The organism is Mucilaginibacter sp. GW822-FHT03E02 (assembly GCF_058801545.1).
On sequence record NZ_JBXANJ010000001.1, the window covers coordinates 4,260,326 to 4,282,521 of the forward strand.

Genomic DNA, 22,196 nt, shown 5'->3' on the forward strand with positions numbered 1-22,196 from the left:
GTACAACTATAACTACAGGCCAGCGGTCAGATGGTTTCAAGTATTTTTAAATAATGAAACGGAAATTTTTAAGGTGTTATTTATCAGCTATATGCCCCAACGCATAATTGATAAAATTACTCGTCAACCCATAATCTTCAGTTCCTTTGCGGCGGATGAAAAAGAAATCGCGGGTAATTTTCAGGCCTTCGATGGGTACTTCAACCAGATCGCCTTCGGCCAGCTGGCGGATGATAGAGGGGCGGGGCATAAAGCCAAGGCACTGATCGGCCAGCAGAAAGTTTTTAAGCGCTTCGGTACCTCCAAGGCGAATTTTTACCGATAGGTCGGCAGGTTTAATGTGCAGTGCCGATAGCGATTTTAAAACCGCGTTCAGCGTGCCGGAACCCCGTTCGCGCACGGCCAGGGGCGTTTTAACAAACTGCTTTAACGTTAGCGATTTACCCGCCAACGGGCTTTTTGCCGAGCATACCGGGATCACCTCATCGCTCATGAAAGGTTTGTAGGATACTGTTGTGAGTTTATTATCAACTTCTATAATGCCGATATCAACCTCGTGATTCAGTAAGGCATTCAGGATGTACTCGGAGTTGCGGTTTACCAGCTGTACATCCACATTGGCGTACTCGCGCTGAAAGCCGGATAGTATTGAGGGTAAAATATATAGCGCAATGGTAGTACTGGCCCCTAAGCGCAAATGGCCTGCTGCCTGCGACAGGTTGCTGAGTACCGAGAGGTCGTATTCGATTTTGCGTTCAATTTCGGTGGCTTGCTGCAGGTATTCATTCAGCTTATTGCCCGCTTCGGTAAGCAGGATGCTGTTGCCCTTGCGCTCAAACAAGGGTACTTTATACTGATCTTCCAGAGCCTTAATATGCTTGCTTATGGCAGGTTGCGTTACAAACAGCACCTGCGCAGCCTTTGAGAAACTCAAGTTGGCAGCAACTTCCATAAAAACACGGTGGGCGAATGAGATCATAATTTACATCTCAAAGATAGTAAAAGGCCCCGGCGCTAACTCTTTACTTTCTCGAAAAACCTTCCGGTAAATTTATAGGTGATAACCTTGCGGGTCATTTTGCCGCTGAAATCAACCAGGGGGGTATGTATTGTTTTGGTGGTATGGTCAAATGTGATGCTCGGGAAAGTATCCCAATCGGCTACCGATTGCAGGTTGTATTCATAATACAGTCGGCTTAATACTGCAGTGGGGGTTTTTACCATAGGTACACGTCCGTTCAGCACACCCTTTTCAATGGCATAAGCCCGGATGCCCTGCCCGGCTTTATTGGCCGACATTACCGAGTTGTAGACAGCCAGGTACATGGTTTTATTATTGGCCGTAAAAGTATAAATCTTAGGGAACCAGTAAGCTTCCTTGCCCGGCGGGTCCATTTTTAATAGCGACAGCGTTTGGCCGTTAACCTTGTATTGCAGTATGTTATCAAAATCGTACCCGCCATTGCCCAGCCGGGTATCCCAGGAATAGGTGCGGAACATGCCATCTGCCGAAGTTGCGATAACCATACGCTCTTTTACCAGCGATGTGAATTTTAAATCGATAGTAAAAGGGTATTTGGATGTGTAATATTTAAGTTTGAAAGCAAAAATACTATTCATCTTTTTCAGGGAATCAACAGCTTTCCATTCCTTTTTATGCGTGCCATAGTAATTAACGCGCTTGAAAATCCGTAACAGGTCGGCCTCAATGGCCTGCGGACTGCTGATAGTCTGGGCAGATAAATTGGCTGTAAAAAAACAGCAACATAAAACAACGACGAGCTTAAGGGCTTTCATTGGTAACAAGTTAGTAAAAATAGCTTGCAATTATAAATAATAGTTGAAATTTATAACTATTACTTGGTTTTTACCTTTTCGAAGTATTGACCGTTAAACCTGTAGATGATAAACTTATTGGTAACCTTGCCATCAGCGGCAACTAAGGGGATACTTATAGTTTGCGATGTTGGGTTGAAGGTAATAGTCGGCCTTTTGTCAAAAGCGATATCCACTACCGAAAAGAAATCATACCCGTAATGAATACTACTGCGCATGCCCGATTGTGTTTTGATGATCTTGACGTCATCATTTAACCTGCCGTTTTCTATAGCAAAAACCCTGACGCCCGTTTCAGCATCTTTTGTAGAGTAAATGCCGCCGTAGATACCTAAGTAGTAAGTTTTAGTACCGGCGTTAAAAGTATAAAGGTTTGAATAAAAGGGAATGCTAGTGCCGTCGGCGCTTCTGAGTAACATTGATTTTGTTTGTTGGCCGGTTTTATATTGCATAATGTTTGCAAAATCATGCATGGTGCCGCCTTCCCAGGTATCCCAACAGTAGATCCTGAATAAATTATCGGTTGACGTAAAAATATCAAGGTGCTCTTTTTTTAAAGAGGTGAATGGGGCATCAATAGTGGCCGGGTATTTTTCGGCATAAGTTTTTAATTCTTTGCCAAAGTGCTCATTGGCTCCGCCTAAGGAATCGGACGCATTGGCTTGCCCGGCAGCTTGCTTTTGGTTCCAATATTCAATCTTTTTAAAGGAGCGGAGCAGGTCGGCCTCAATATCTTTTGGATTTTGACCAAATACGTTTATAAACGCTGATATGAGAAGAAACAAAACAGAAAAACCAGAGATTTTCATAAGTAATCATTTGTAGATAAAAATAGGAATAATCATCAAATCATCCCTATTCATTTATCTTAATTAAGATGGCAATCAACGTATGCCCTACCTTAACGTTGCATAATTATAAAACTGCATCGTTCCGTTGCCCTGTATCTCAATTGTTTTGGTTTCGGCAACGCCCTGGGCATTTTTTAGTGCGATATTTACCTTGTTAGGTCCCTTTTGCAGCGGTACACGGGCATAAGAAATAGATGAAGGCAGGGACTGCCAGTTGCGGGTGTCGGCCTTTTCAGACAACAGGCTGTAAAGTTGTACGCCATAGCCCAGCCCTTCTAAAACGCCGTTGGTTTTACCGTCGCTTGTGGCCGCGGCACGCAGGCCATATTCGGCCATTTTTTTTACAGCAAGCCTTGCAAGCACTTTGCCCAGTTCTTTTAAAGTACGCTGCTGAAGTGTTTTAAAAGCCAGCTCATTAATATCTTCGGCTTTTTCTAAAGGTATTTGTTGATCATTAGCATTGATGCCGGCACTTAAATAATAAGGCGTTTGGGCAATGTACTTTGGAAAAGCCACGCGCATACTTTCAACAGATTTCAGGTTCACCCGGTTTCTGTCGCCGCTATAGTTAAAGGGAATCTCTAAACCTGTTCCATCAACAAAAAATAAATCGCCATCACTATGCCGCACCAAACTAAAAAACAAATCAACCTGTGTTTTAACAGGTGCAAGGCCATTTTCCCAAAGCAGGATCAGTTCTCCGCCCTCAGCCGGTTTATCCGGCTGATATGGAATACCAAACGTAGTTTTAAACTGATCGACCTCGGTTGTAAAGCCGTTCAACAAGGCGGTCCTGATCACATCCTCCTTTAACCCCATGGGCATTGGCGTGCCATAATAGGTTTGATCGGGGTTTTTCAGATAGATCTCGGCAGCGTTGCGGTATGATATGAAGGCATTGTTTACATCGTTATTACGTTCGTAAAGCATGCCCTGGAACATCAGGGCAAAGGCATCGTTTGAGTAACGGTTGTCTTTATTGTTGAATTTATCGCCCTGGTCCTGCGCCTGCAGGGTGATGCGGCGGGCCTCGACGATGGCATCTTCAATATTGTTCAGATAAAGGTAATTCAGCGCCTTGTAATAGTGGATCATGAATTTTTCAAAATCCTCGCCTTTATAAGTTTGCGACATGGAGTTAACCAGTAGGCCAACGGCTGCATCGCCCACACCGTTTAAACCACTATCCAGTAATTGATCGGCATTGTTAAAGTACTTATTGCTTGATTCATACTCTCCTCTAAGATGGGCTACCCGCCCTTTCTCCATCAGGTACAGGAGTTTATTGCGCGGCTTTTGGATAAGGCCATTATTATCCAGGTCTTTTTCGGCCTGGGGGTAATTGCCCGCATAAACATTTTTGTAATAAGAAGTAAGGCTTTGGTTGTAAGTGGTACAACCAAATAAAAAAAGCATCACCCCTATAACAGGTGATGCGCGGAAAAAACGCGTACGTATGTTTATCATTTTAAGCTGTAAGGAACCCTGAACATGGCTTGCCGGCACAGGGCTTACTTACTTTAATTTGTTACGTATTTGGCTATTTTTTTCTCACCAATCCAAACTACTTCGTTTGTTTGAATATTGGTAAGTTCAAGGTTTACCTGGTAGTAAACAACCTTTTTGCGTTTGTGCGAATCGACAATGGAATTGATAGAGCCTTGCAGAATATAATCGGCGCCGTTCTCCAACCCAAATTGTTTCATGCTTGATACGGTTGCATTGGTTTGCTGGTCGGCTTTTTCGGCGCGCAGTTCTTCGCGTTTTTTGCCGCCTTGTACAAGGCGTACTTTTTGTGTCTGGATAAATGAGCTTTCAATATCCTTTAAAAAAGTTTCGGCATCAATATGTTCATGGCTTTTGTTTTGCACAAAACCCACAATTACCACCGGTTTTTTGCCCTGATGATCGGCTTGATGAGTCTCTATCCAGTTTGCGCCTAAAATTTTGCCGGTTAGTTCTTCGGCAGCCATCCGGGAGTCGCTGTTATTCCAGTTACCGCTTACATCTATAGTTTGATCGGTGCTAACGCGCGTTACCTGCCGTGAGCATGAGGCAGCAAAAATTGTTGAAACTGCAAGTGCAGCAATGGTTAAAATGTTATTAAATTTCATTGATAGTAGGTTGTTAAATGATGATAGTAAGTGATGCGTGGCGCTATTTAGTACCAGCCAAAACCAATCCCGATACCGGAACGGCCTCCGTGGTATCCGCCGCGCCCCCAGCGGCCGCCAAAGCCAAAGCCAATTGATGGCGAATAGTAGTTATCGTAAAAGCCCCACGACGGCGTATAATCAAAATAGCCATTCATGCGTTCCTGGTGCCTCCATTCGCGGTTTTGGCGGCGGCGCTCCAGCTTAGCCTCGTACCAGTCATAAGCTTTGTAGGTATCCTGTATGGTTGTGCCTTCTAAACTGGTAAGGCTATCTGCCCCGCGGGCATATTTAGCCTGGCTTTCTTTATATCGCGGATTTTGATCGGCAAGTAAAGCAGTTTGCTGCGCCCTAACCGCGCCGCTGTATAAACCACCCAAAACGGCAACGGCTGCTATAATTATCTTAGTTTTCATTGTGAAATAAAATAATGTAATTGAAATACAAATGACGCTATTAAACGTAATAAGTTAACGTAGACGCACCGTTAAATTATGTTAATAAACATCTTTTTACTTAACTATGAGGCAGCGATTACTTAACGGGCAGGGTTGGCTGTATTAGTGGGCGGCTTTTACATAAAAATAGGGATAATCAACCGACTATCCCTATCAAACTATCTTCTTAAAGTCCTCTCCTTTGGAGAGGATTTAGGTGAGGCTTTCAACCGGCTGACCAATCAAATGCTTGGCCGCTAAGTATTCTGCAATCTGCACCGCGTTGGTAGCAGCGCCTTTGCGCAGGTTATCAGATACTATCCAGCAATTTAGGGTATTGTCCTGGCTTTCGTCACGGCGTAAGCGGCCTACAAAAACATCGTCTTTATCGTGCGCGTCAAGCGGCATTGGGTATTTCAGATTGGCGGTGTCATCAACCACTACAATACCTGGCGAATTAGCTAATAGTTCACGTACTTCGCCCAAATCAAAATCATGTAAAAACTCGATGTTTACTGATTCTGAGTGACCACCCATAACCGGGATGCGCACAGTAGTTGCTGTAACTTTAATGCTGTCATCGCCCATGATCTTCTTGGTTTCCAGGATCATTTTCATTTCCTCTTTGGTGTAACCGTTGTCGGTAAACACGTCAATCTGAGGTATCACGTTCAGATCGATAGTGTAAGGATAAACCTTTGGCCCATCAATCCCTTTGCGCTCGTTAAATAACTGGTCAACAGCTTTTACGCCGGTGCCGGTTACCGATTGATAGGTTGATACAACCACTCTTTTAATTTTATATTTATCGTGCAGCGGTTTTAACGCCACTACCATTTGTATGGTTGAGCAATTTGGGTTGGCAATAATCTTGTCATCGGCGGTTAATACATCGGCATTTACTTCGGGCACAACCAGTTTTTTGGTTGGATCCATACGCCAGGCCGATGAATTATCAATAACTGTAGTGCCTGCAGCCGCAAAAAGTGGCGCCTGCTCCAATGAAGTACTGCCGCCGGCGCTGAAAATTGCAACGTCCGGCTTCATCTTAATCGCATCCTCAACAGAAACTACCTTAAACTGCTTACCCTTAAAAGTGATTTCTTTACCAATACTTTTTGCGGAAGCTACGGGAATTAATTCTGTAACGGGGAAGTTGCGTTCTGCCAGAACCTGCAACATTTTGGTGCCTACTAAGCCAGTAGCACCTACTACTGCGACTTTCATTGTTTAATTGTTTTTAATTGTAATGAAACCCCTTTCGGGTGCTTCATTGCGTGTTAATTTGTTAGATAATAAATTTTGAACCCCAAATATGCACATTTTTTTAGATAATCTACCTGATTGGTAGTTAAATATCAGGTTAACGCATCTAAACCGGGTTAACATAACTTAACATATTTTAAGAATATATTTTATAACTTATTAACAATCAGTGCTTTATATATTTGTTAGGTTGACATTAAAATGATATTCTGCGCAATTTACGCCACGCAAACCAGCTCCTTGTAATCCTCTTTACAGGCGCCGCAGGTAGGGCATTCAAAACTTTTTAACCCGGTGAAGGGTACGCCAGGCGCAAGTCCGTTTAGTTCGTCGCCATATGCTTCGTCGTAAATAGTAAAGCAGTTTTTACACTGGTGCACTACTTTTTGATTAACTGGCTTGTTAATGTCTTCCCTGCCCACAACTGTAGCCGATTGAACAATGCTGTTCTGCTGCTCATAAAACAAATCGCAAAGTGCAATCAAATGGCGGCCCAGATCGGTTTTTGCCACACCTTGTTTATACACCACAAATTCGCGGGTATTGTGGTTAAAATCGCGGGTATGCACAATTTCAAACTCGTCGGGATTACGCTCGCGGATCATGATAGAGCCATAGATTCCCGATTTTGGCGACCGCTTAATGGCGAAGCTGAGGCGATAGGTACGCAAGTCGGCTTCTTCAAATTCGCGTACCAAAAGTTGTTTCAGGTCAAGGCATTGGCTGCACAAATCCTCAACCTGCCAATTCAACTCGTTAGAGGCATGCCGTACGTTTACCCGGTATTTATTGAGCAGGTTGCCCCATAGCGGCCTGTGTTTGGCCTCGATGTTTTTAACAAGCAATGATTTCCATGGGCTGATATACAGCTGCCCAACCCTGGTTTGCATACACAGGTTACAAATCTCTTTTAAAAACTCAATATCAAATAACTCATTGCGCCTGTAAATACCCAGCCAGTTTTTATTGCCTTGTTTATTAAAGCCTTCATAATAGGGCAATTGAAATTCGGGAATATTTAGTGGCTGATCTATTTGCTGGATAACAAACTGGTTATTGGCGACCACCAGTTGATACAACAAATCGGCGTTAACTTCGGCCTGATCATAAAACAGCGGCTTATTGGCAAATATTACCTGTTGTACGGCCTTGCACATGGCCGGAATATCATCCGAATAAACCAGCACAGGCCAGCAATACAGGATATTGGTTTTAGGAAACCTGATATACAAATACCAGTAATTACTTACCGGCGACGAGATAAAATTAAAATTCCCGGTAAAAAAGGGCGCGAAGGTTTGGTTGCTATCAACCAGGTTGATTTTTAGCTCGGGCTGATAATCAAATAAGTCGAAAATATCTTTATAGACCCCTTCCTTCAGCCAGTTTTCATGATTAAAAATCCCATCGGCAATATAGGAGCTGGTGATATTAGGGAACTGGTCGGTATTAATTTCATGGTCAATCCCGGCGCCCAGCATATCAAACTCCAGGTCTTCCATCTTTTCGGCAGCTACCTCAAAGTAAAGTTGTTGCCTGTTACCAAAGCGAATTTGCCCGGCACCTGCATTTTGCGCAATGATAAGCATTTCGTAAAAATCACCGGCAGAAGCTACGCCACCCGGCAGGTTTATTTTAATCAGTTGCTTTTTTTCCATCTGCTTATACCTTTATTAATTGCTGTTGCAAAACCTCTTCTAACAGGCGTTTTACCTCCGGCCTGCATGATCCGCAGCCTGTTCCCGCCCCGGTTTGGCTGCACACATCGGCCAGTTGGGTACAGCCTGAGGCCACTTTATTTCGAATGTTATCGGCCCCCACATTATTGCAGCTGCATACCAGTTTACCCAAAACAGGTTCGGCGGTTTTGCCGCTGCGGAGCAGTTTGAGGCGCTTGTCGCTCAATTCGGTTTTGTTGGCTATCAGTTCCTTAAATTCCTGGAACTCGCCTTTATCGCCAATTAAAATGGTGCCTACCAGTTTATCCTGGTGAATAATGCACTTTTTATAGTAGCGTTTGGCTTTATCAATAAATACTATTTCCTCGTAATCCTTATCATCCGGGCATTCAGATAAGCCAATACTGCACAAATCAAAGCCATGAATTTTAATGATGTTCATGAACAGGCTGCCTTTATAGTAGCTGCCAATATCGCCGTTCATATAGCCGGCAACTACAGCGGCCTGTTGCTCGGCAGCAGCAGTAATGCCATACAGCGTGCCGTTAAATTCGGCAATTTCGCCAATGGCATATATATTAGGGTCGCTGGTGAGCAAGCGCTCGTTTACAATAACTCCGCGTTTAATATCAAGGCCGCAATCTTTGGCAATTTCCAGGTTGGGAGTTGTGCCAATAGCCAATATCATGGCGTCGCAATCAATTTTGCGCCCGCTTTTAAGGCCGATACCAGTTAGTTTACTGCGGCCATAAAACAGCTGTACCTCGTCATCATAAAAAATATCGCAGCCCTGGTCGGCCATTTCCTCATGCAACAAACGGCTGCCTAACTCATCCAGCTGGCGGTTCAAAAATCTTGATGTACGCTGAATAATGGTGATCGTGATCCCCATTTCGCGCAGGGAAGCAGCCATCTCTAAACCCAGCAAACCACCGCCCACAATAACCACATGCCCGTTTTTGGGTACATGCTTTTTAAAGTTATCGGCATCGTTACGGCTGCGCATGCTAAAAATACCCTGCAATGCCGGTACGTTTTTAGGGATGGCCGCCCGGCTGCCGGTAGCCAGCAACAACACATCGTAATAGGTTTTTACCCCACGGCTATCCAGCACATATTTATTAGCACGGTCTATTTTTTCGATGCTTACGCCGCGTAACAATCTTATCTTAAATTCGGGCTCCTCCTCATCGGTCATTTTTATAAGCTGTTCCCAGCTTTGTTCGCCGCTAATGTAATCGGGCAGCATTACGCGGTTGTAAAAAGGATATTCTTCTTTACTGAAAATGGTAATTTCATCATCCTTATTCAACTCCCGGTATGATCGTACAAAGCCGTGCGCGCCAGCACCTGCGCCTACCACCACAATGCGCTGAAAAGGCTTTTTATATTTTTGAACGCTTACCGCGCAATATTTAAAATCCGGCTCTTTCGATATCGGATCAACCGCATCATTGGTAACGTTATTGATGCGGTGCAAATCGTTATTGAGTATTTTACCCCAATGCATCGGCACAAAAACAACCCCTTGTTTTATCTCCGGCGATATTTTTGCTTTTACATTTACCTCACCCCTGCGCGATTTAATAATGGTAACATCGCCGTCCTGTATGTTTAACTCAATCGCATCAAGCGGGTTTATCTCCATAAACGATTGCTTAATGTGCTGGTTAAGCTTGTTTACCTTACCCGTTTTGCTCATGGTATGCCACTGATCGCGGATGCGGCCGGTGGTGAGTATAAATGGAAAATCCTCATCAGGCATTTCGCTGGTGAGGGTGTCCGGAACAGCGCTTATTTGGGCGTTTCCGTTTTCGGTATAGAATTTTTTATCGGTAAATAAGCGCGGCGTACCTATAGTTACATTTCGTTTTTTATAAGGCCATTGTACCGATCCTTGCTGTTTGATGATCTCGTAGGTTAGCCCACTGATATCGATATTGGTTTTAGCTGTTAGTTTGGCGTGCTCGGTATAAATTTCGGCGGCGTTTTTAAAATCAAACCCTTTATAACCCATTTTTTTGGCAAAGCGGCAAATGATCTCGCTATCCGGAATGGCTTCTCCTGGCGGATCAATCGCTTTACTCAAATAGCTGATGCGCCTTTCGGAATTGGTCATGGTGCCTTCCTTTTCGGCCCAGGCGGCGGCGGGGAGTATCACATCGGCATATGCCAAAGTTTCGGGCTTGTTGCTTATCTCCTGTACCACTACAAATTTCGCTTTTTTAAGCGCTTCCTCTGCCAGGCGTACATTAGGTAAGCTGGTTAGCGGGTTGGTGCACATAATCCAGATGGCTTTTAAGCGGCCATCGTTCAGGGCTTCAAACATTTCGGTGGCGGTAAGGCCGGGTTTGGCGGCTATTTGTGTACCGCCCCAAAATTTTTGAACCTCTTCCCGGTGCAAAGGATTGGCCAGGTTACGATGCGCGGGCAACAGGTTGGCCAGGCCACCTACTTCGCGGCCGCCCATAGCGTTTGGCTGCCCGGTTAACGACAACGGGCCCGAACCCGGTTTACCAATATGACCCGTTATTAAATTGAGGTTTATCAGGCTTAAATTTTTGTTTACGCCGATAGCGCTTTGGTTTAAGCCCATGGTCCACATCGAAATAAATCCTTTGGCTTCGCCGATGTATTTGGCGGCCAGGCGAATGTTACTTTCACTTACTCCACATATCCGGGCCGATTCGGCCAGTGTGCGCTCAAATACTATTTTGCTGTATTGTTCAAACCCATCCGCATGTTTGGTTACAAAATCAACGTCAATGTCGCCGTTTTCTATCAGTACCCTGCCAATGGCGTGATTAAGCGTAATATCCGTACCGGGATTTAGCTGCAGGTGCAAATCGGCAATGCTGCAGGTATCAGTAGCCCGCGGATCAACCACTATAATTTTAACAACAGGGTTTGCGGCTTTGTGTGCCTCAACCCTTCGCCATAAAATAGGATGGCACCAGGCGGGGTTGGCGCCGGTAACATAAAAGCAATCGGCCAGTTCAATATCGTCATAGCAAAGCGGCACACTGTCTTCGCCCAGCGCCACTTTATAGCCCACGACGGCGCTACTCATGCACAGGCGCGAATTGGTATCAATATTATTACTGCCTATAAAGCCCTTCATCAGCTTGTTTACCACGTAGTACTCCTCGGTAAGGCATTGGCCCGAGGCATAAAACGCCACCGAATCGGGCCCGTATTTGTTGATGAAAGTTTTAAAAACAGCCGCTGTACGCTCCAATGCATCATCCCAGCTTACCCTTTGCATGGGCATGCTTTTGTTATAACGCATTTGCGGGTACAAAAGCCTGTCTGTTTTATCATTGGCGGTGTAGTGCAGGTTAAGCCCTTTACTACATAACATCCCTTTATTTACAGGATAATCTTTATCTCCCTCTAAAGTGATGCTGCCATTTTTCTCTTTGTTAATAACAACGCCGCAACCCACCCCGCAGTAACAGCAGGTACTTTTTAATGTATTAACAGAGCGTTTTTTTATAGACATCTTTAGAGCCTCACCTAAATCCTCTCCAAAGGAGAGGACTTAGAATTGTATGTTTAAAATTCTTTTCAATAGCTACCTCGGTTTTCAGAACCCTCCTTTGGAGAGGGCAGGGTGAGGCTTACTATGCTACCGCAACCAGCGGCTCTTCTACTTCTTTTGTTACTGTTTGTTTTTGAAAACGGGTGATCAATACAATTACAGATACTACCATAACACCAATGCCGATGTAGGTAAACGCCTGCACGTAAGTGATGGTAGACGATTTGAATAAAAAGCCGAACAGCATACCACCCAGGTTACCACCCGCGCCAACTATACCGCTTACCATACCAACATTTTTACTGTTGATGAACGGTACAATACCATAAGTAGCACCATTTGACATTTTAAGGAACAGTGCGAATGAAAGCATAGAAATAATAGCAGCAGTAAGGTTGCCGGAGCTGGCAAACAGTACAAGCCCGGCACCTTCCAACAGTAATACGCCGGCAAGCAGCAAACCTTTGCCGCGCATGCCGAATTTACCGCCAACCTTATCAGATACGATACCACCCAACGCGCGGGCAAAAATGTTCATGAAGCCAAAAATACCCGCCCAAAAACCTGCTGAGCTTTGCGACAAATGAAACGTATCAACAAAGTGCAATGAGGCTACGTTATCAAACGTGATTTCCATACCAAAGCACATGGCGTATGATAAAGTTAAGGCCCAAACGCGCCAGTCGGCTAAAATAGACCAGTCCGTTTTTGAAGAACTGGCTTTGGTGTATCCTATTTCGTCATAGTTACCATTGGGCGTATCCTTGGTATATTTACTATATATAAATGCCATAATCAGCATCAATACACCCGGTACTATCATGGCGTAACGCCATGCTTCGGCTTTGGTATAACCGGCACCAACTATGGCGGCAAATATTAACGGCATTACCATATTAGTTACACCACCACCCAGGTTACCCCAGCCACCTGTTACGGCATTGGCAGTACCCTTTATATTAGGTGCAAACATCATGGATGTATGAAACTGCGTAATCACAAACGACGAACCTATTACGCCAATAGCAAGGCGAAACAACAGGAACGAAGTATAATCATGCGCCAAACCCACTAAAAAAACGGGTAATGAACCTATAAGCAATAACCTTACTGCTGTTTTACGCGGCCCCCAGGTATCACATAGCTTACCAATAATAAGGCGTGCTATAATGGTGGCAGCTACCGATGCTATAATGGTATTACCTACCTGCCCTTTACTTAAGTGCAGTTCGGCGCGGATGGTTGGCATCAGCGGTGCCAGGCCAAACCAGCCAAAAAAGCACACAAAAAACATGAGCCAGGTGGTATGGAAGGTGCGCATCTGCACACCTTTTAAGGAGAATATATTCAGTTTGGTAAGTTGCTTCATTGTTGTAGTATTCATGCTATCGTTTTTTTTGGGGTTGGTATATTATTAATGTTCGTCGTCTATTGAAAACTTATCAATGAGTAAATTCAATAAGCGATCGTGAATTTCCATATACATGGGGTCGTGTACTATGAATTTTTTATTACGCGGCCTTGCTAATGGTACATCCACAATTTCTTTAATAGTTGCGGCAGGGCCGTTATTCATAACAACTACCCTATCTGCCAAAAAAATAGCCTCTTCAATATCATGCGTAACCATTACAATGGTTTTTTCGCGATGATCAAGGTTCCATAATTTTAACAATTCAACGTGCATGGCACTTTTGGTTAATGCATCAAGCGCACCAAAAGGCTCATCAAGTAATAATATTTTTGGATTGATAGCAAAAGCGCGGGCTATAGCCACCCGTTGTTTCATGCCGCCCGAAAGCTGGCCGGGCAATTTATCCTTATGCTCCCATAGGTTTACCATCCTTAAATTAGTTTCTACCAATTTAACCCGCTCTGCGGCAGGCACCTCTTTTAAGGCTGCGCTAACTGCTACTTCAATATTTTTATAAACTGTAAGCCAGGGAAGCAGGGAATAATTTTGAAAAACAATTCCTCTATCCGGCCCCGGCGAGTTTACTTTTTTGCCATTGGCATACACTTCGCCGCTTGTTGGTTTAACCATGCCGCTTATCGTGCTCATCAGGGTTGATTTACCACAACCCGAGTGGCCTATCAGCGCCACTATTTCGCCTTTTTTTACTGTCAGGTCAATTTCCTTAACAGCGGTATATATTCCTTTGGGCGTTTTAAAACTAACTGTCACATTATTTATCTGGATGCTTACCGGCGCATTGGCGGCTTGCTCCAAAGTAATTTCAGCAGTTGCAGTAATGTCATCCTCTGGTGGTGCAATTATTGACGTGTTACTCATAAAATTAAGCTTTTAATAAATGATAATTAATTTTTAAACCGCGTACGAGAATTTTTGCTGCAACCAGGTAAAACACCTGTCGAGCAATGAGCCTACTACTCCTATTATTATAATAGCTACTAAAATTTTTGCTACGCTACCCCCGTTAAATCCCTCTTCCCAAACAAAGTTGCCCAGGCCAATACCGCCCGAAAGCATTTCGCCTGCAACAATTACCATCCAGGCAATACCTATTGATAGCCTTAGTCCGGTAATAATATGGGGCAAACTAAACGGCAATAATATTTTGGTAAGATATTTCCACTTTGAAAAGCCGAATGCCTTACTCACATTTTTATGATCCTGCGGGATATTTGATGCACCAAACGCTGCATTGATAAGTGTTGGCCACAAGCAGCATATAAAAATCATAAATATGCTGGCCTTTGGCGAATCCTGGAAAATGGCCAGGCCCAACGGAAACCACGCTAATGGCGAAACCGGCTTCAAAATTTGCACCATCGGGTTAATAATCCGCATGGCTATTTTACTGCTTCCCATAACTAAGCCAATGGGTATGGCAAATAAACTGCCCAGGCCAAAACCAATGCTTACCCTGCCAAGCGAGCTTAACAGTTTGGTGCCTATGCCTTTCTGGTCGGCATCGTTTTGAAATGGGTGCTGTATTACCTCTTTAAAAACAGACCAGGTAGCCAGTGGGGCAGGGATCTCGCCTTTGGTAAGCTTGGCTATTAAAGCCCAGATACCGCCCATGATAACCATACCCGCAATGAAATACATTACAGATGTGGCCGATTTTATTGAAAATAACTGCTTCATAATTATTCAATTTTTTAAAGGTTTGCCAGCCCGAAACAAACCGGCAAACCTTTACTGTTTAATAGCTATTTTTTTGAACCGGCTATATATGGCGCCGGGTTCTTCGGGTCAAAAACAATGGTTTCCAGGTTGGTTTTAAAAGGTTTCATATCCTCCTGCACAGGTACACCCATGCTTTTGGCAACCTCGGCGTATAAATCATCCAGGATTAATTTTTGCGCTACTGCCGAATAATCAGGAGCAGTGCTTATCATCCCAAAACGCATGTACTGGGCCATAAACCAAATACCGTATGATAATTTTGGCGTATTTACCGCGCCATTGTTGTAAAACAACATATAGTCGTCCTTGTATTTTTGAACACCCAGGTCGCAACCAATTTCTGTCGATCCCATTAACCGGGCCTCAATAACCTGCACAGGTGCATTCACATAATTTGGCTTGCTGAGTAACAGCGCTGCTTTTTTGCGGTTGCTCATTACATCAAGCCATTTGCAGGCTTCAATGATGGCTTTCATTACATTTTTAAGGTCCTCTTTATCATTTTCGGCAAATGCTTTGTTGGCTACCAGCGCTTTTTCGGGGTGGTTTTTCCAGATGTCCTGGCTGGATATTTGGGTAAACCCAATTCCCTGGGTTGCAGCTACACCGTTCCAGGGTTCGCCTACGCTAAAGCCTTCCATGTTATCAACTTTCATGTTGGCTACCATTTGCGGCGGCGGTATGGTGATAATACCAACCGTTTTAGCGTTTACACCGCATGCGGCCAGCCAGTTGCGCAACCATATATCATGCGTACCGCCGGGGAAAGTCATGGCAAAGGTTACTTCCTTACGGGCTTTAACCTCTTTAATTGCGGCGGCCACCTTTTTCAGGTCGCGGAAACCAACCAGCCCGCAAAAATCTTTAGACAAGGTTATGGCCTGGCCGTTGTTATTAAGGGTCATGGCAATTTTCATTTCCGACCCTGCTTTGCCACCAATACCTGTGTACACCGAAAACGGCATCGCAAACAAGCAGTGCGCAGCATCCAGTTCGCCATTTAATATTTTATCGCGGATAACCGCCCATGATGCTTCTTTTGACAATTGCACATCAACACCATATTTGGCAAAAAAGCCCATTTCTTTTGCAATTACCAGCGGGGCACAGTCTGTTAACGGGATAAAACCCAGCTTAACTACTTTTTTGGGTGGTTTGGCAGCAGCGCCGCTTACCACAAGTAAAGCGCACAAACACCATAGTAATATGGGCTTGTAATATTTTTGTATGTGTATATTCATTGCAGGCATTTTAAGTTTTAATGATTTAGTTATTGTTTAATAGCTACTGGTTTGCTGTAAAAAAAGTCGGGGGTAAATTTTAACATTACATAAGCCCAGGTACCTGTTTTATTAAAGGTTGCGGCTGTAGCATCGTTTACGGCTTGTGCTTTGGCAAACGGCATACTGTCTGTAGCTTTCATCAGCGAGTAAGCCAATTCAATATTGGTAAACTTGTTCATGTTATAGCTAAATTGTAAATCGGCTTCTTTACCCAGGTTTTTACTGATGACGGTGCCATCAGCCTTTTTCATATCCTGATTTAAGGAGAATGAATGCAGATCGAGGCCTAAGGCAAAGGTGTTGGCGGTATACTTAAATTTAATGTAAGGGTTACTTAAACCACCTTTAGGCGATCCGGTGCCTGCATAAAAATAATCCATATAGCCCCAAAACTTATGCGGTGTGCCGTATAGCGGATCAAAGGAGTTGTTTTTTCCTGCTGCCTGATCTGCAACTGTTGTACCGGATAATACATCATAACCTGGTGTTATGCTGAAAAGATCTTTTTGGTAAGTTGCAGCAACAGTATAATGATATGCGCTCATGGTTTTGCCATCCCTGTCGTTACCCGATTGACGGTAATAAGCGGCTTGTATAGCTATTTTTCCAAAGCCAGAGGCATTGCCAAAAGTTGGGCTAAGCATTAATCCATAAGTGTAGCGTTTATTTACACCGTAATTATAGGTATCGGTTGCGCCATTTGGCACGAAACGCCTGCCGTAAACATACCCGGCTGTTGCGCTGCCTACAGAATCGAGGCGGTATTTACCAAAGTTATCGTTAAATACCAAAATAGACATCTTGGTTTGATCAAACTTTTTGCTGATGTACAAACTGGTGAACGATTTGTAGTTTTGTGTTGCACCATTGGTACCGGCTGGATTGGTAAATAAAGGAGTACCGGTTTTTGAACTGTTGTTTGCTGCACTTCCTGCTGCAGTTAAAGGAACAATACCGGCCGGAAGCGGTACCAGCGTACCTAAGCTATTTTTAATATATGCAGGTAAATTACCTGGTAAATAACCGGTATTGGTTACGCCGTTGCCGTCGGTATTTTGATTGTAAGCAAAACCCAGATCAACCTGCCAGCCGTGGTGCATTGCTTTTAATAAGGCCATATCATGCTGGCGCGCCTGTTGCAGCCAATCGAGGTTGCCGATAAGGCGCGAATCATCGTAAATTAATTCCTGGCGGCCTATTTTAAAGGTAAGCAAATCCAATAGCTTAAACCTTACGTTGGTGTCGGCCTTATTGGCCAGTGTTAGCTCGGCCCAGCCTTCGTGCAACATTAAACGGTTACCATCGGCTGCAGATATGGTCGAAGCATCAGCTCCCCATACCCTAATATCCTGAACACTAACGCCAAATGTTAAAAGATCCCATTTGTAGCCGAAATTTAAACGGGTGCGTTGTGAAATAAAGTCGGCACTTTTTGCGCCTTTTGGTACAAGGTTACCATAGCCGTCGCGGGCTTCTCCCCGTATGCGTAATTGCCCTGCCAGGCTAAATTGAGCCTTTGCAATGTTAATTTGTAGGGTGCCTGAAATTAAAAATACGGCGAATATTATGAATTTATAACGTACATTTTTATACATTTGAATTGGTTTTTTATTTGTTAAAGCGATTGAAAACTATACTGGCCCTGCCTGGGAATGCGACCTCCCGACAGGGCTTTTTTTTATTTTTTTTTATTTTTTCACCATAGGCGACATCTTTTTTTTAATAAATCCGGATTTGATTTAATAAATATATCGTATTTAATGAATAAATGCAAATATTTGCATCGAAAAGTAAATTTTTATGATTAAAATCATGTAATTATTGATTTTTTATCAAAATTTTAAATTTCATGGGCTTAAAATTTGCCAAAATATGTTTTTGATAATTTTTAACTGCTTTAAAATTGAATAATTCGCAATTAAAACGAATTAAAATCAATAACTATCAACCTAACGCCTCTAAAAGGTGAAAATTTTGACAAATAGTTCAATTTTTATGACTATTTTTAATAAAAAACAACGGAAATAAGATACTAAATGAAAAAGAACATTCAATGCGACAACCAAACGTGTACTTTATGCAAAAGTTGTATAAAAGAATGGTTGCCAGCCATTGCCGCCAACAGAAAAAACTTCAAAGTTAAGAAAGGACAGGTCATTTTTAGCGAAGGCGATCCGGTTACCGGAATCTATTTTGTATACGAAGGAAATGTGAAAGTTCACAAAAAATGGGGCTCCGACAAGGAGCTTATCATTCGTTTTGCCAATAATGGGGCTATTTTTGGACACAGGGTTTTAGGAAAACATGCAACCCATTACCCCATTTCGGCCACCGCGCTTGAAGATGGTATTATATGTTACGTTGATATGGAATTTTTTGAAGCAACTTTAAAAGTAAACCCTCAATATACCTATCAATTAATGTTATTTTTTGCCGACGAGCTGCAGGAAGCAGAAAAAAAGATGCGAAACCTGGCGCATATGCCGGTTAAAGGCAGGGTTGCCCATGCTTTGATAGCATTAAAAGATCAGTTTGGCATTAATACGGATGGCCATATTGATATTGAACTTACCCGCCAGGACCTGGCCTCCTATACCGGGGCAACTTATGAAACCGTTTTCAGGGTAGTGAATGAACTGACCCAGGAAAGTATCATCAGCACCAACGGCAAAAAGATCAGCATTGCTAACGCAGAAAAATTATTTGCTTTAACACAGGACACCAATCAATAATATATTTAATATCGGATAGCGAATGATCTGCAAGCCTGCTCCTTATTCACTATCCGATATTATATAAAAGCAAAAAGCAGAATGCCCAAAGCTTAAAGTTAACAGTCCCCGCAAACAAAATTTTAGCTACATAAAAAAGGCGCTAACCCTACTAAGGTTACGCCTTTTTTACTTCAATATTCACCGGTGCTTAGGCAATGCCTACAAACACCTTCCCATCGGTAACCTTTACGGGGTAGGTTTTAATAGTTAATTCTTCTTCGCCGATGCACTCGCCCGTAAGTAATGAAAATGCTTTTTTATGAAAGGGGCATGCTACCTTTGGTTCGCAGCTTTCGCCGGTACTGCCAATCATGCCCCGCGAAATAGCCATTTGCTGTTTATGCGGACAAAGATTTTGGGTTGCATACCACTCGCCCCGACGGCTAAAATTAAAAATAGCAATCTGCTCATCGCCGTGCTTTACGCACGATCCGCCGTTTTCAGGCACATCATCTACATAACAGGCCAGTATCCATTGTGTTGCTGTTGTTGCTTCCATGATATTATATTTTTATGAGCCCAACACGTTCCTATCGAACATGCCCGCTGCTTTTTTTTGAATTTTGAATTTTTCACCAGTTGTTTATTCTCTTTATGGTGTTCAAGAGAGCTTCGCTGTTTTAACTTTTGAATTTAAGACCTACCACCCCTTGGCTTTCACCTGCTCGCGCATTGGTTCAAACTGCGCCGTAGGATCTTTCTCTTCAGGTGCATTTATAAAATGCGCAAAACGTTTGCGCAAGGCCGGGCTTTCAACCACCTCTTTCCATTCGCAATGATAGGTATCTACCAAGGCCTGCATTTCTTCTTCCAGTTGTTCGGCCAGCCCAAGGCTATCGTTTACAATTACATTTTTAAGATAGCTCATTCCGCCATCCAGCTTATTAAGCCAGGTTGCAGTACGGGTTAGTGGATCGGCGGTTTTAATGTAAAACATCAGGAACCTGTCCAGGTATTTTACCAGCGTTTCTTTATCAATATCGGTAGCCAGCAATTGAGCATGCTGAGGCTTGGAGCCGCCGTTGCCGCATATGTAAAGGTTCCAGCCTTTTTCGGTGGCTATAATTCCAAAATCTTTTGATTGTGCTTCGGCGCATTCGCGTACGCAGCCGCTTACGCCACCTTTAAGTTTGTGCGGCGCACGAATACCTTTGTACCTGTCTTCAATCTCGATAGCAAAGGTTACACTATCATGCAAACCAAACCGGCACCAGGTACTGCCCACGCAGCTTTTTACTGTACGCAAAGCTTTGCCATACGCATGGCCGCTTTCAAAGCCGGCGTCTATCAACTCTTCCCAAATCAATGGCAAATCGCTTAAGTGCGCGCCAAACATATCAATGCGCTGGCCACCGGTTATTTTGGTATATAAGCCGTATCGTTTGGCCACCTGTCCAATTACTATCAGCTTATCCGGTGTAATTTCGCCGCCGGGTATGCGTGGCACTACAGAATAGGTGCCGCCTTTTTGGATGTTGGCCAAAAACCTGTCGTTGCTATCCTGTATTACTTCCTGTTTTACAATTACATCGTTCCAAAGGCTCGATAAGATACTGGCAACAACGGGTTTACAAGTTTCGCAGCCGTCGCCTTTGCCGTAATGGTCAAGTACCAGGTCGTAATTTTTAAGCTTATTAATTTTTACCAGGTCAAATAATTCCTGGCGCGAGTAATCGAAATGCTCACAGATGGAGTTTTTAACATACTGTCCGTTTGCTTTAAGGGTGCCGGCAATTAAATCTTTCACCATTGGCACGCAGCCGCCGCAACCTGTACCGGCTTTGGTGCATTTTTTCATGCCATCAATACTGGTAACGCCATCATCAGCTACCGCCGAGCAGATAGTGCCCTTGGTTACCGCCTCGCATGAGCAAATGAGCGCATCGTCGGGCAGGTTCATTACCCCGGCGCCTTCGCTTGCAGCGCCACCTCTTGAACCCAATATTAAATCTTCAGGATCGGGCGGGAGTATTATTTTATTATTAACGGTTTGCAGCAGCATGTTGTACGCTTCTGCATCGCCAATTAAAATACCGCCTAATAAGTTTTTACCATCATTAGTAATGTTAATGCGTTTGTAAATTCCCTTGTGGGTATCTTCAAACAAAATGGTGCGGCAATCGGGTTCGGTAATAAAGGCATCGCCAAAGCTGGCAACATCAACACCAATTAGTTTAAGTTTGGTGCTCATGTCGTAACCGTAAAAAGATTTATCGGCCGCGGTTAAATGAGCGGCCGCAATATCAGCCATCTCATAACCGGGCGCAATCAAACCATATATCATGCCCTCGTATAAAGCACATTCGCCAATGGCGTAAATGTGCTCATCGCTGGTTTGCATTTTTTCGTTCACTACAATGCCGCCGCGGGTGCCTACGTGCAGGCCGGCCAGTTTTGCAAGTTCATCGCGCGGGCGGATACCTGCCGATATTACCAGCATATCTACAGCAAGCTGGCTGTCGTCATTAAACTTTAGCGATTGGATTTTTTTATCGCCGGCAATAGCGGCTGTGCTTTTATTTAAATGAATGTGCAGGCCCAGCTGGCTTAGCTTCATCTGCAGCATGTTGCTCCCTGCCGAATCTATTTGCCTTGGCATTAGCCTTGGCGCAAATTCAATAACATGTGTTTCGGTAATGCCCAGATCAATCAAAGCCTTGGCTGCTTCCAGGCCGAGCAAGCCGCCGCCCATTACAGCGCCCGATTTGGCATTGGTGGCAAAAGTTTTTATCAATTCCAGATCTTCGATGGTGCGGTATACAAATACGCCTTCTTTTTCTATTCCCGGAATATCGGGTACAAAAGCAGATGAGCCGGTTGCTAAAACCAGGTAGTCGTATGTAAGGGTGACACCTTTTAAAGAGTGGATGGTTTTTGCTGTACGGTTAATCTCCTGTATTGGATCGTCTAAATGCAGCGCGATGCCGTTATCGGTATACCATGATAAAGTGGAAAGCGACAGGTCATCGGCGGTTTTGCCATTAAAATACTCGCTAAGATGCACCCGGTCATAAGCGTGGCGGGGCTCTTCGCCAAAAACAATTATTTGGAACTGGGTTGATCTGGCTAAAAGTTTTTCGCAAAACTTATAACCTACCATACCGTTGCCAACAACAATAATGGTTGGTTTTGACATGTTGGAATTTTTTAAATGTTAAAGCAATTTTCAAACTTAAATGAATCAAATACGACCCTGATTTCATTTACATCACAATTATAACT

General features: G+C 43.7%; 17 protein-coding genes. 1 reads left to right on the forward strand and 16 read right to left on the reverse strand.

Annotated elements, in window-relative coordinates; all coding sequences use genetic code 11:
- Positions 1-76: 76 nt before the first annotated feature.
- The 14 genes from AC1RM2_RS17760 to AC1RM2_RS17825 form a co-directional block, all read right to left on the reverse strand.
- Positions 77-979, reverse strand: coding sequence for a LysR substrate-binding domain-containing protein (locus AC1RM2_RS17760; RefSeq protein ID WP_477450311.1), 903 nt, complete (start codon positions 977-979; stop codon positions 77-79).
- Positions 980-1,014: 35 nt separating this feature from the next.
- The gene (locus tag AC1RM2_RS17765) at positions 1,015-1,797 is read right to left on the reverse strand and encodes a hypothetical protein (RefSeq protein WP_492986519.1); all 783 of its coding nucleotides are present in this window, start codon (positions 1,795-1,797) and stop codon (positions 1,015-1,017) included.
- 59 nt (positions 1,798-1,856) lie between these two features.
- Positions 1,857-2,645, reverse strand: coding sequence for a hypothetical protein (locus AC1RM2_RS17770; RefSeq protein ID WP_492986520.1), 789 nt, complete (start codon positions 2,643-2,645; stop codon positions 1,857-1,859).
- Between the two features lie 87 nt (positions 2,646-2,732).
- Entirely contained in the window at positions 2,733-4,154 is a 1,422-nt protein-coding gene (locus AC1RM2_RS17775) for a COG3014 family protein (protein ID WP_492986521.1), read from the reverse strand.
- A 53-nt stretch (positions 4,155-4,207) separates the two neighbouring features.
- Positions 4,208-4,801, reverse strand: coding sequence for a penicillin-binding protein activator LpoB (locus tag AC1RM2_RS17780; protein ID WP_492986522.1), 594 nt, complete (start codon positions 4,799-4,801; stop codon positions 4,208-4,210).
- Positions 4,802-4,848: 47 nt separating this feature from the next.
- Positions 4,849-5,256: a hypothetical protein gene (locus AC1RM2_RS17785; protein ID WP_492986523.1), complete on the reverse strand. Its 408-nt coding sequence runs from the start codon at positions 5,254-5,256 to the stop codon at positions 4,849-4,851.
- Positions 5,257-5,490: 234 nt separating this feature from the next.
- A complete protein-coding gene (locus AC1RM2_RS17790) occupies positions 5,491-6,504 on the reverse strand; it encodes an aspartate-semialdehyde dehydrogenase (protein WP_492986524.1) in 1,014 nt (337 codons plus the stop codon).
- Between the two features lie 257 nt (positions 6,505-6,761).
- Positions 6,762-8,201, reverse strand: coding sequence for a rubredoxin (locus AC1RM2_RS17795; RefSeq protein ID WP_492986525.1), 1,440 nt, complete (start codon positions 8,199-8,201; stop codon positions 6,762-6,764).
- Between the two features lie 4 nt (positions 8,202-8,205).
- Positions 8,206-11,724, reverse strand: a complete 3,519-nt coding sequence (locus AC1RM2_RS17800) for a molybdopterin-dependent oxidoreductase (RefSeq protein WP_492986526.1) — start codon at positions 11,722-11,724, stop codon at positions 8,206-8,208.
- A 121-nt stretch (positions 11,725-11,845) separates the two neighbouring features.
- On the reverse strand, positions 11,846-13,147 hold the full coding sequence (locus tag AC1RM2_RS17805; protein WP_492986527.1) for an MFS transporter: 1,302 nt from the start codon (positions 13,145-13,147) through the stop codon (positions 11,846-11,848).
- 30 nt (positions 13,148-13,177) lie between these two features.
- Positions 13,178-14,056: an ABC transporter ATP-binding protein gene (locus tag AC1RM2_RS17810; protein ID WP_492986528.1), complete on the reverse strand. Its 879-nt coding sequence runs from the start codon at positions 14,054-14,056 to the stop codon at positions 13,178-13,180.
- Positions 14,057-14,089: 33 nt separating this feature from the next.
- Entirely contained in the window at positions 14,090-14,875 is a 786-nt protein-coding gene (locus AC1RM2_RS17815; RefSeq protein WP_492986529.1) for an ABC transporter permease, read from the reverse strand.
- 65 nt (positions 14,876-14,940) lie between these two features.
- A complete protein-coding gene (locus AC1RM2_RS17820; RefSeq protein WP_492986530.1) occupies positions 14,941-16,158 on the reverse strand; it encodes a CmpA/NrtA family ABC transporter substrate-binding protein in 1,218 nt (405 codons plus the stop codon).
- A gap of 29 nt (positions 16,159-16,187) precedes the next feature.
- A complete protein-coding gene (locus tag AC1RM2_RS17825) occupies positions 16,188-17,795 on the reverse strand; it encodes an alginate export family protein (protein WP_492986531.1) in 1,608 nt (535 codons plus the stop codon).
- A gap of 441 nt (positions 17,796-18,236) precedes the next feature.
- Between AC1RM2_RS17825 and AC1RM2_RS17830 the strand changes: the two genes are divergently transcribed.
- Positions 18,237-18,932 carry a Crp/Fnr family transcriptional regulator gene (locus tag AC1RM2_RS17830; protein WP_492986532.1) on the forward strand — a complete coding sequence of 232 codons (696 nt, stop codon included), beginning with the start codon at positions 18,237-18,239 and terminating at the stop codon, positions 18,930-18,932.
- A gap of 190 nt (positions 18,933-19,122) precedes the next feature.
- Here AC1RM2_RS17830 and nirD read toward each other — a convergent pair whose 3' ends face one another.
- Both nirD and nirB read right to left on the reverse strand, forming a co-directional pair.
- Entirely contained in the window at positions 19,123-19,473 is a 351-nt protein-coding gene (gene nirD, locus AC1RM2_RS17835) for a nitrite reductase small subunit NirD (RefSeq protein WP_492986533.1), read from the reverse strand.
- Positions 19,474-19,614: 141 nt separating this feature from the next.
- Complete coding sequence (gene nirB / locus AC1RM2_RS17840; protein WP_492986534.1) at positions 19,615-22,110, reverse strand: nitrite reductase large subunit NirB; 2,496 nt, start codon at positions 22,108-22,110, stop codon at positions 19,615-19,617.
- Positions 22,111-22,196 lie beyond the last annotated feature (86 nt).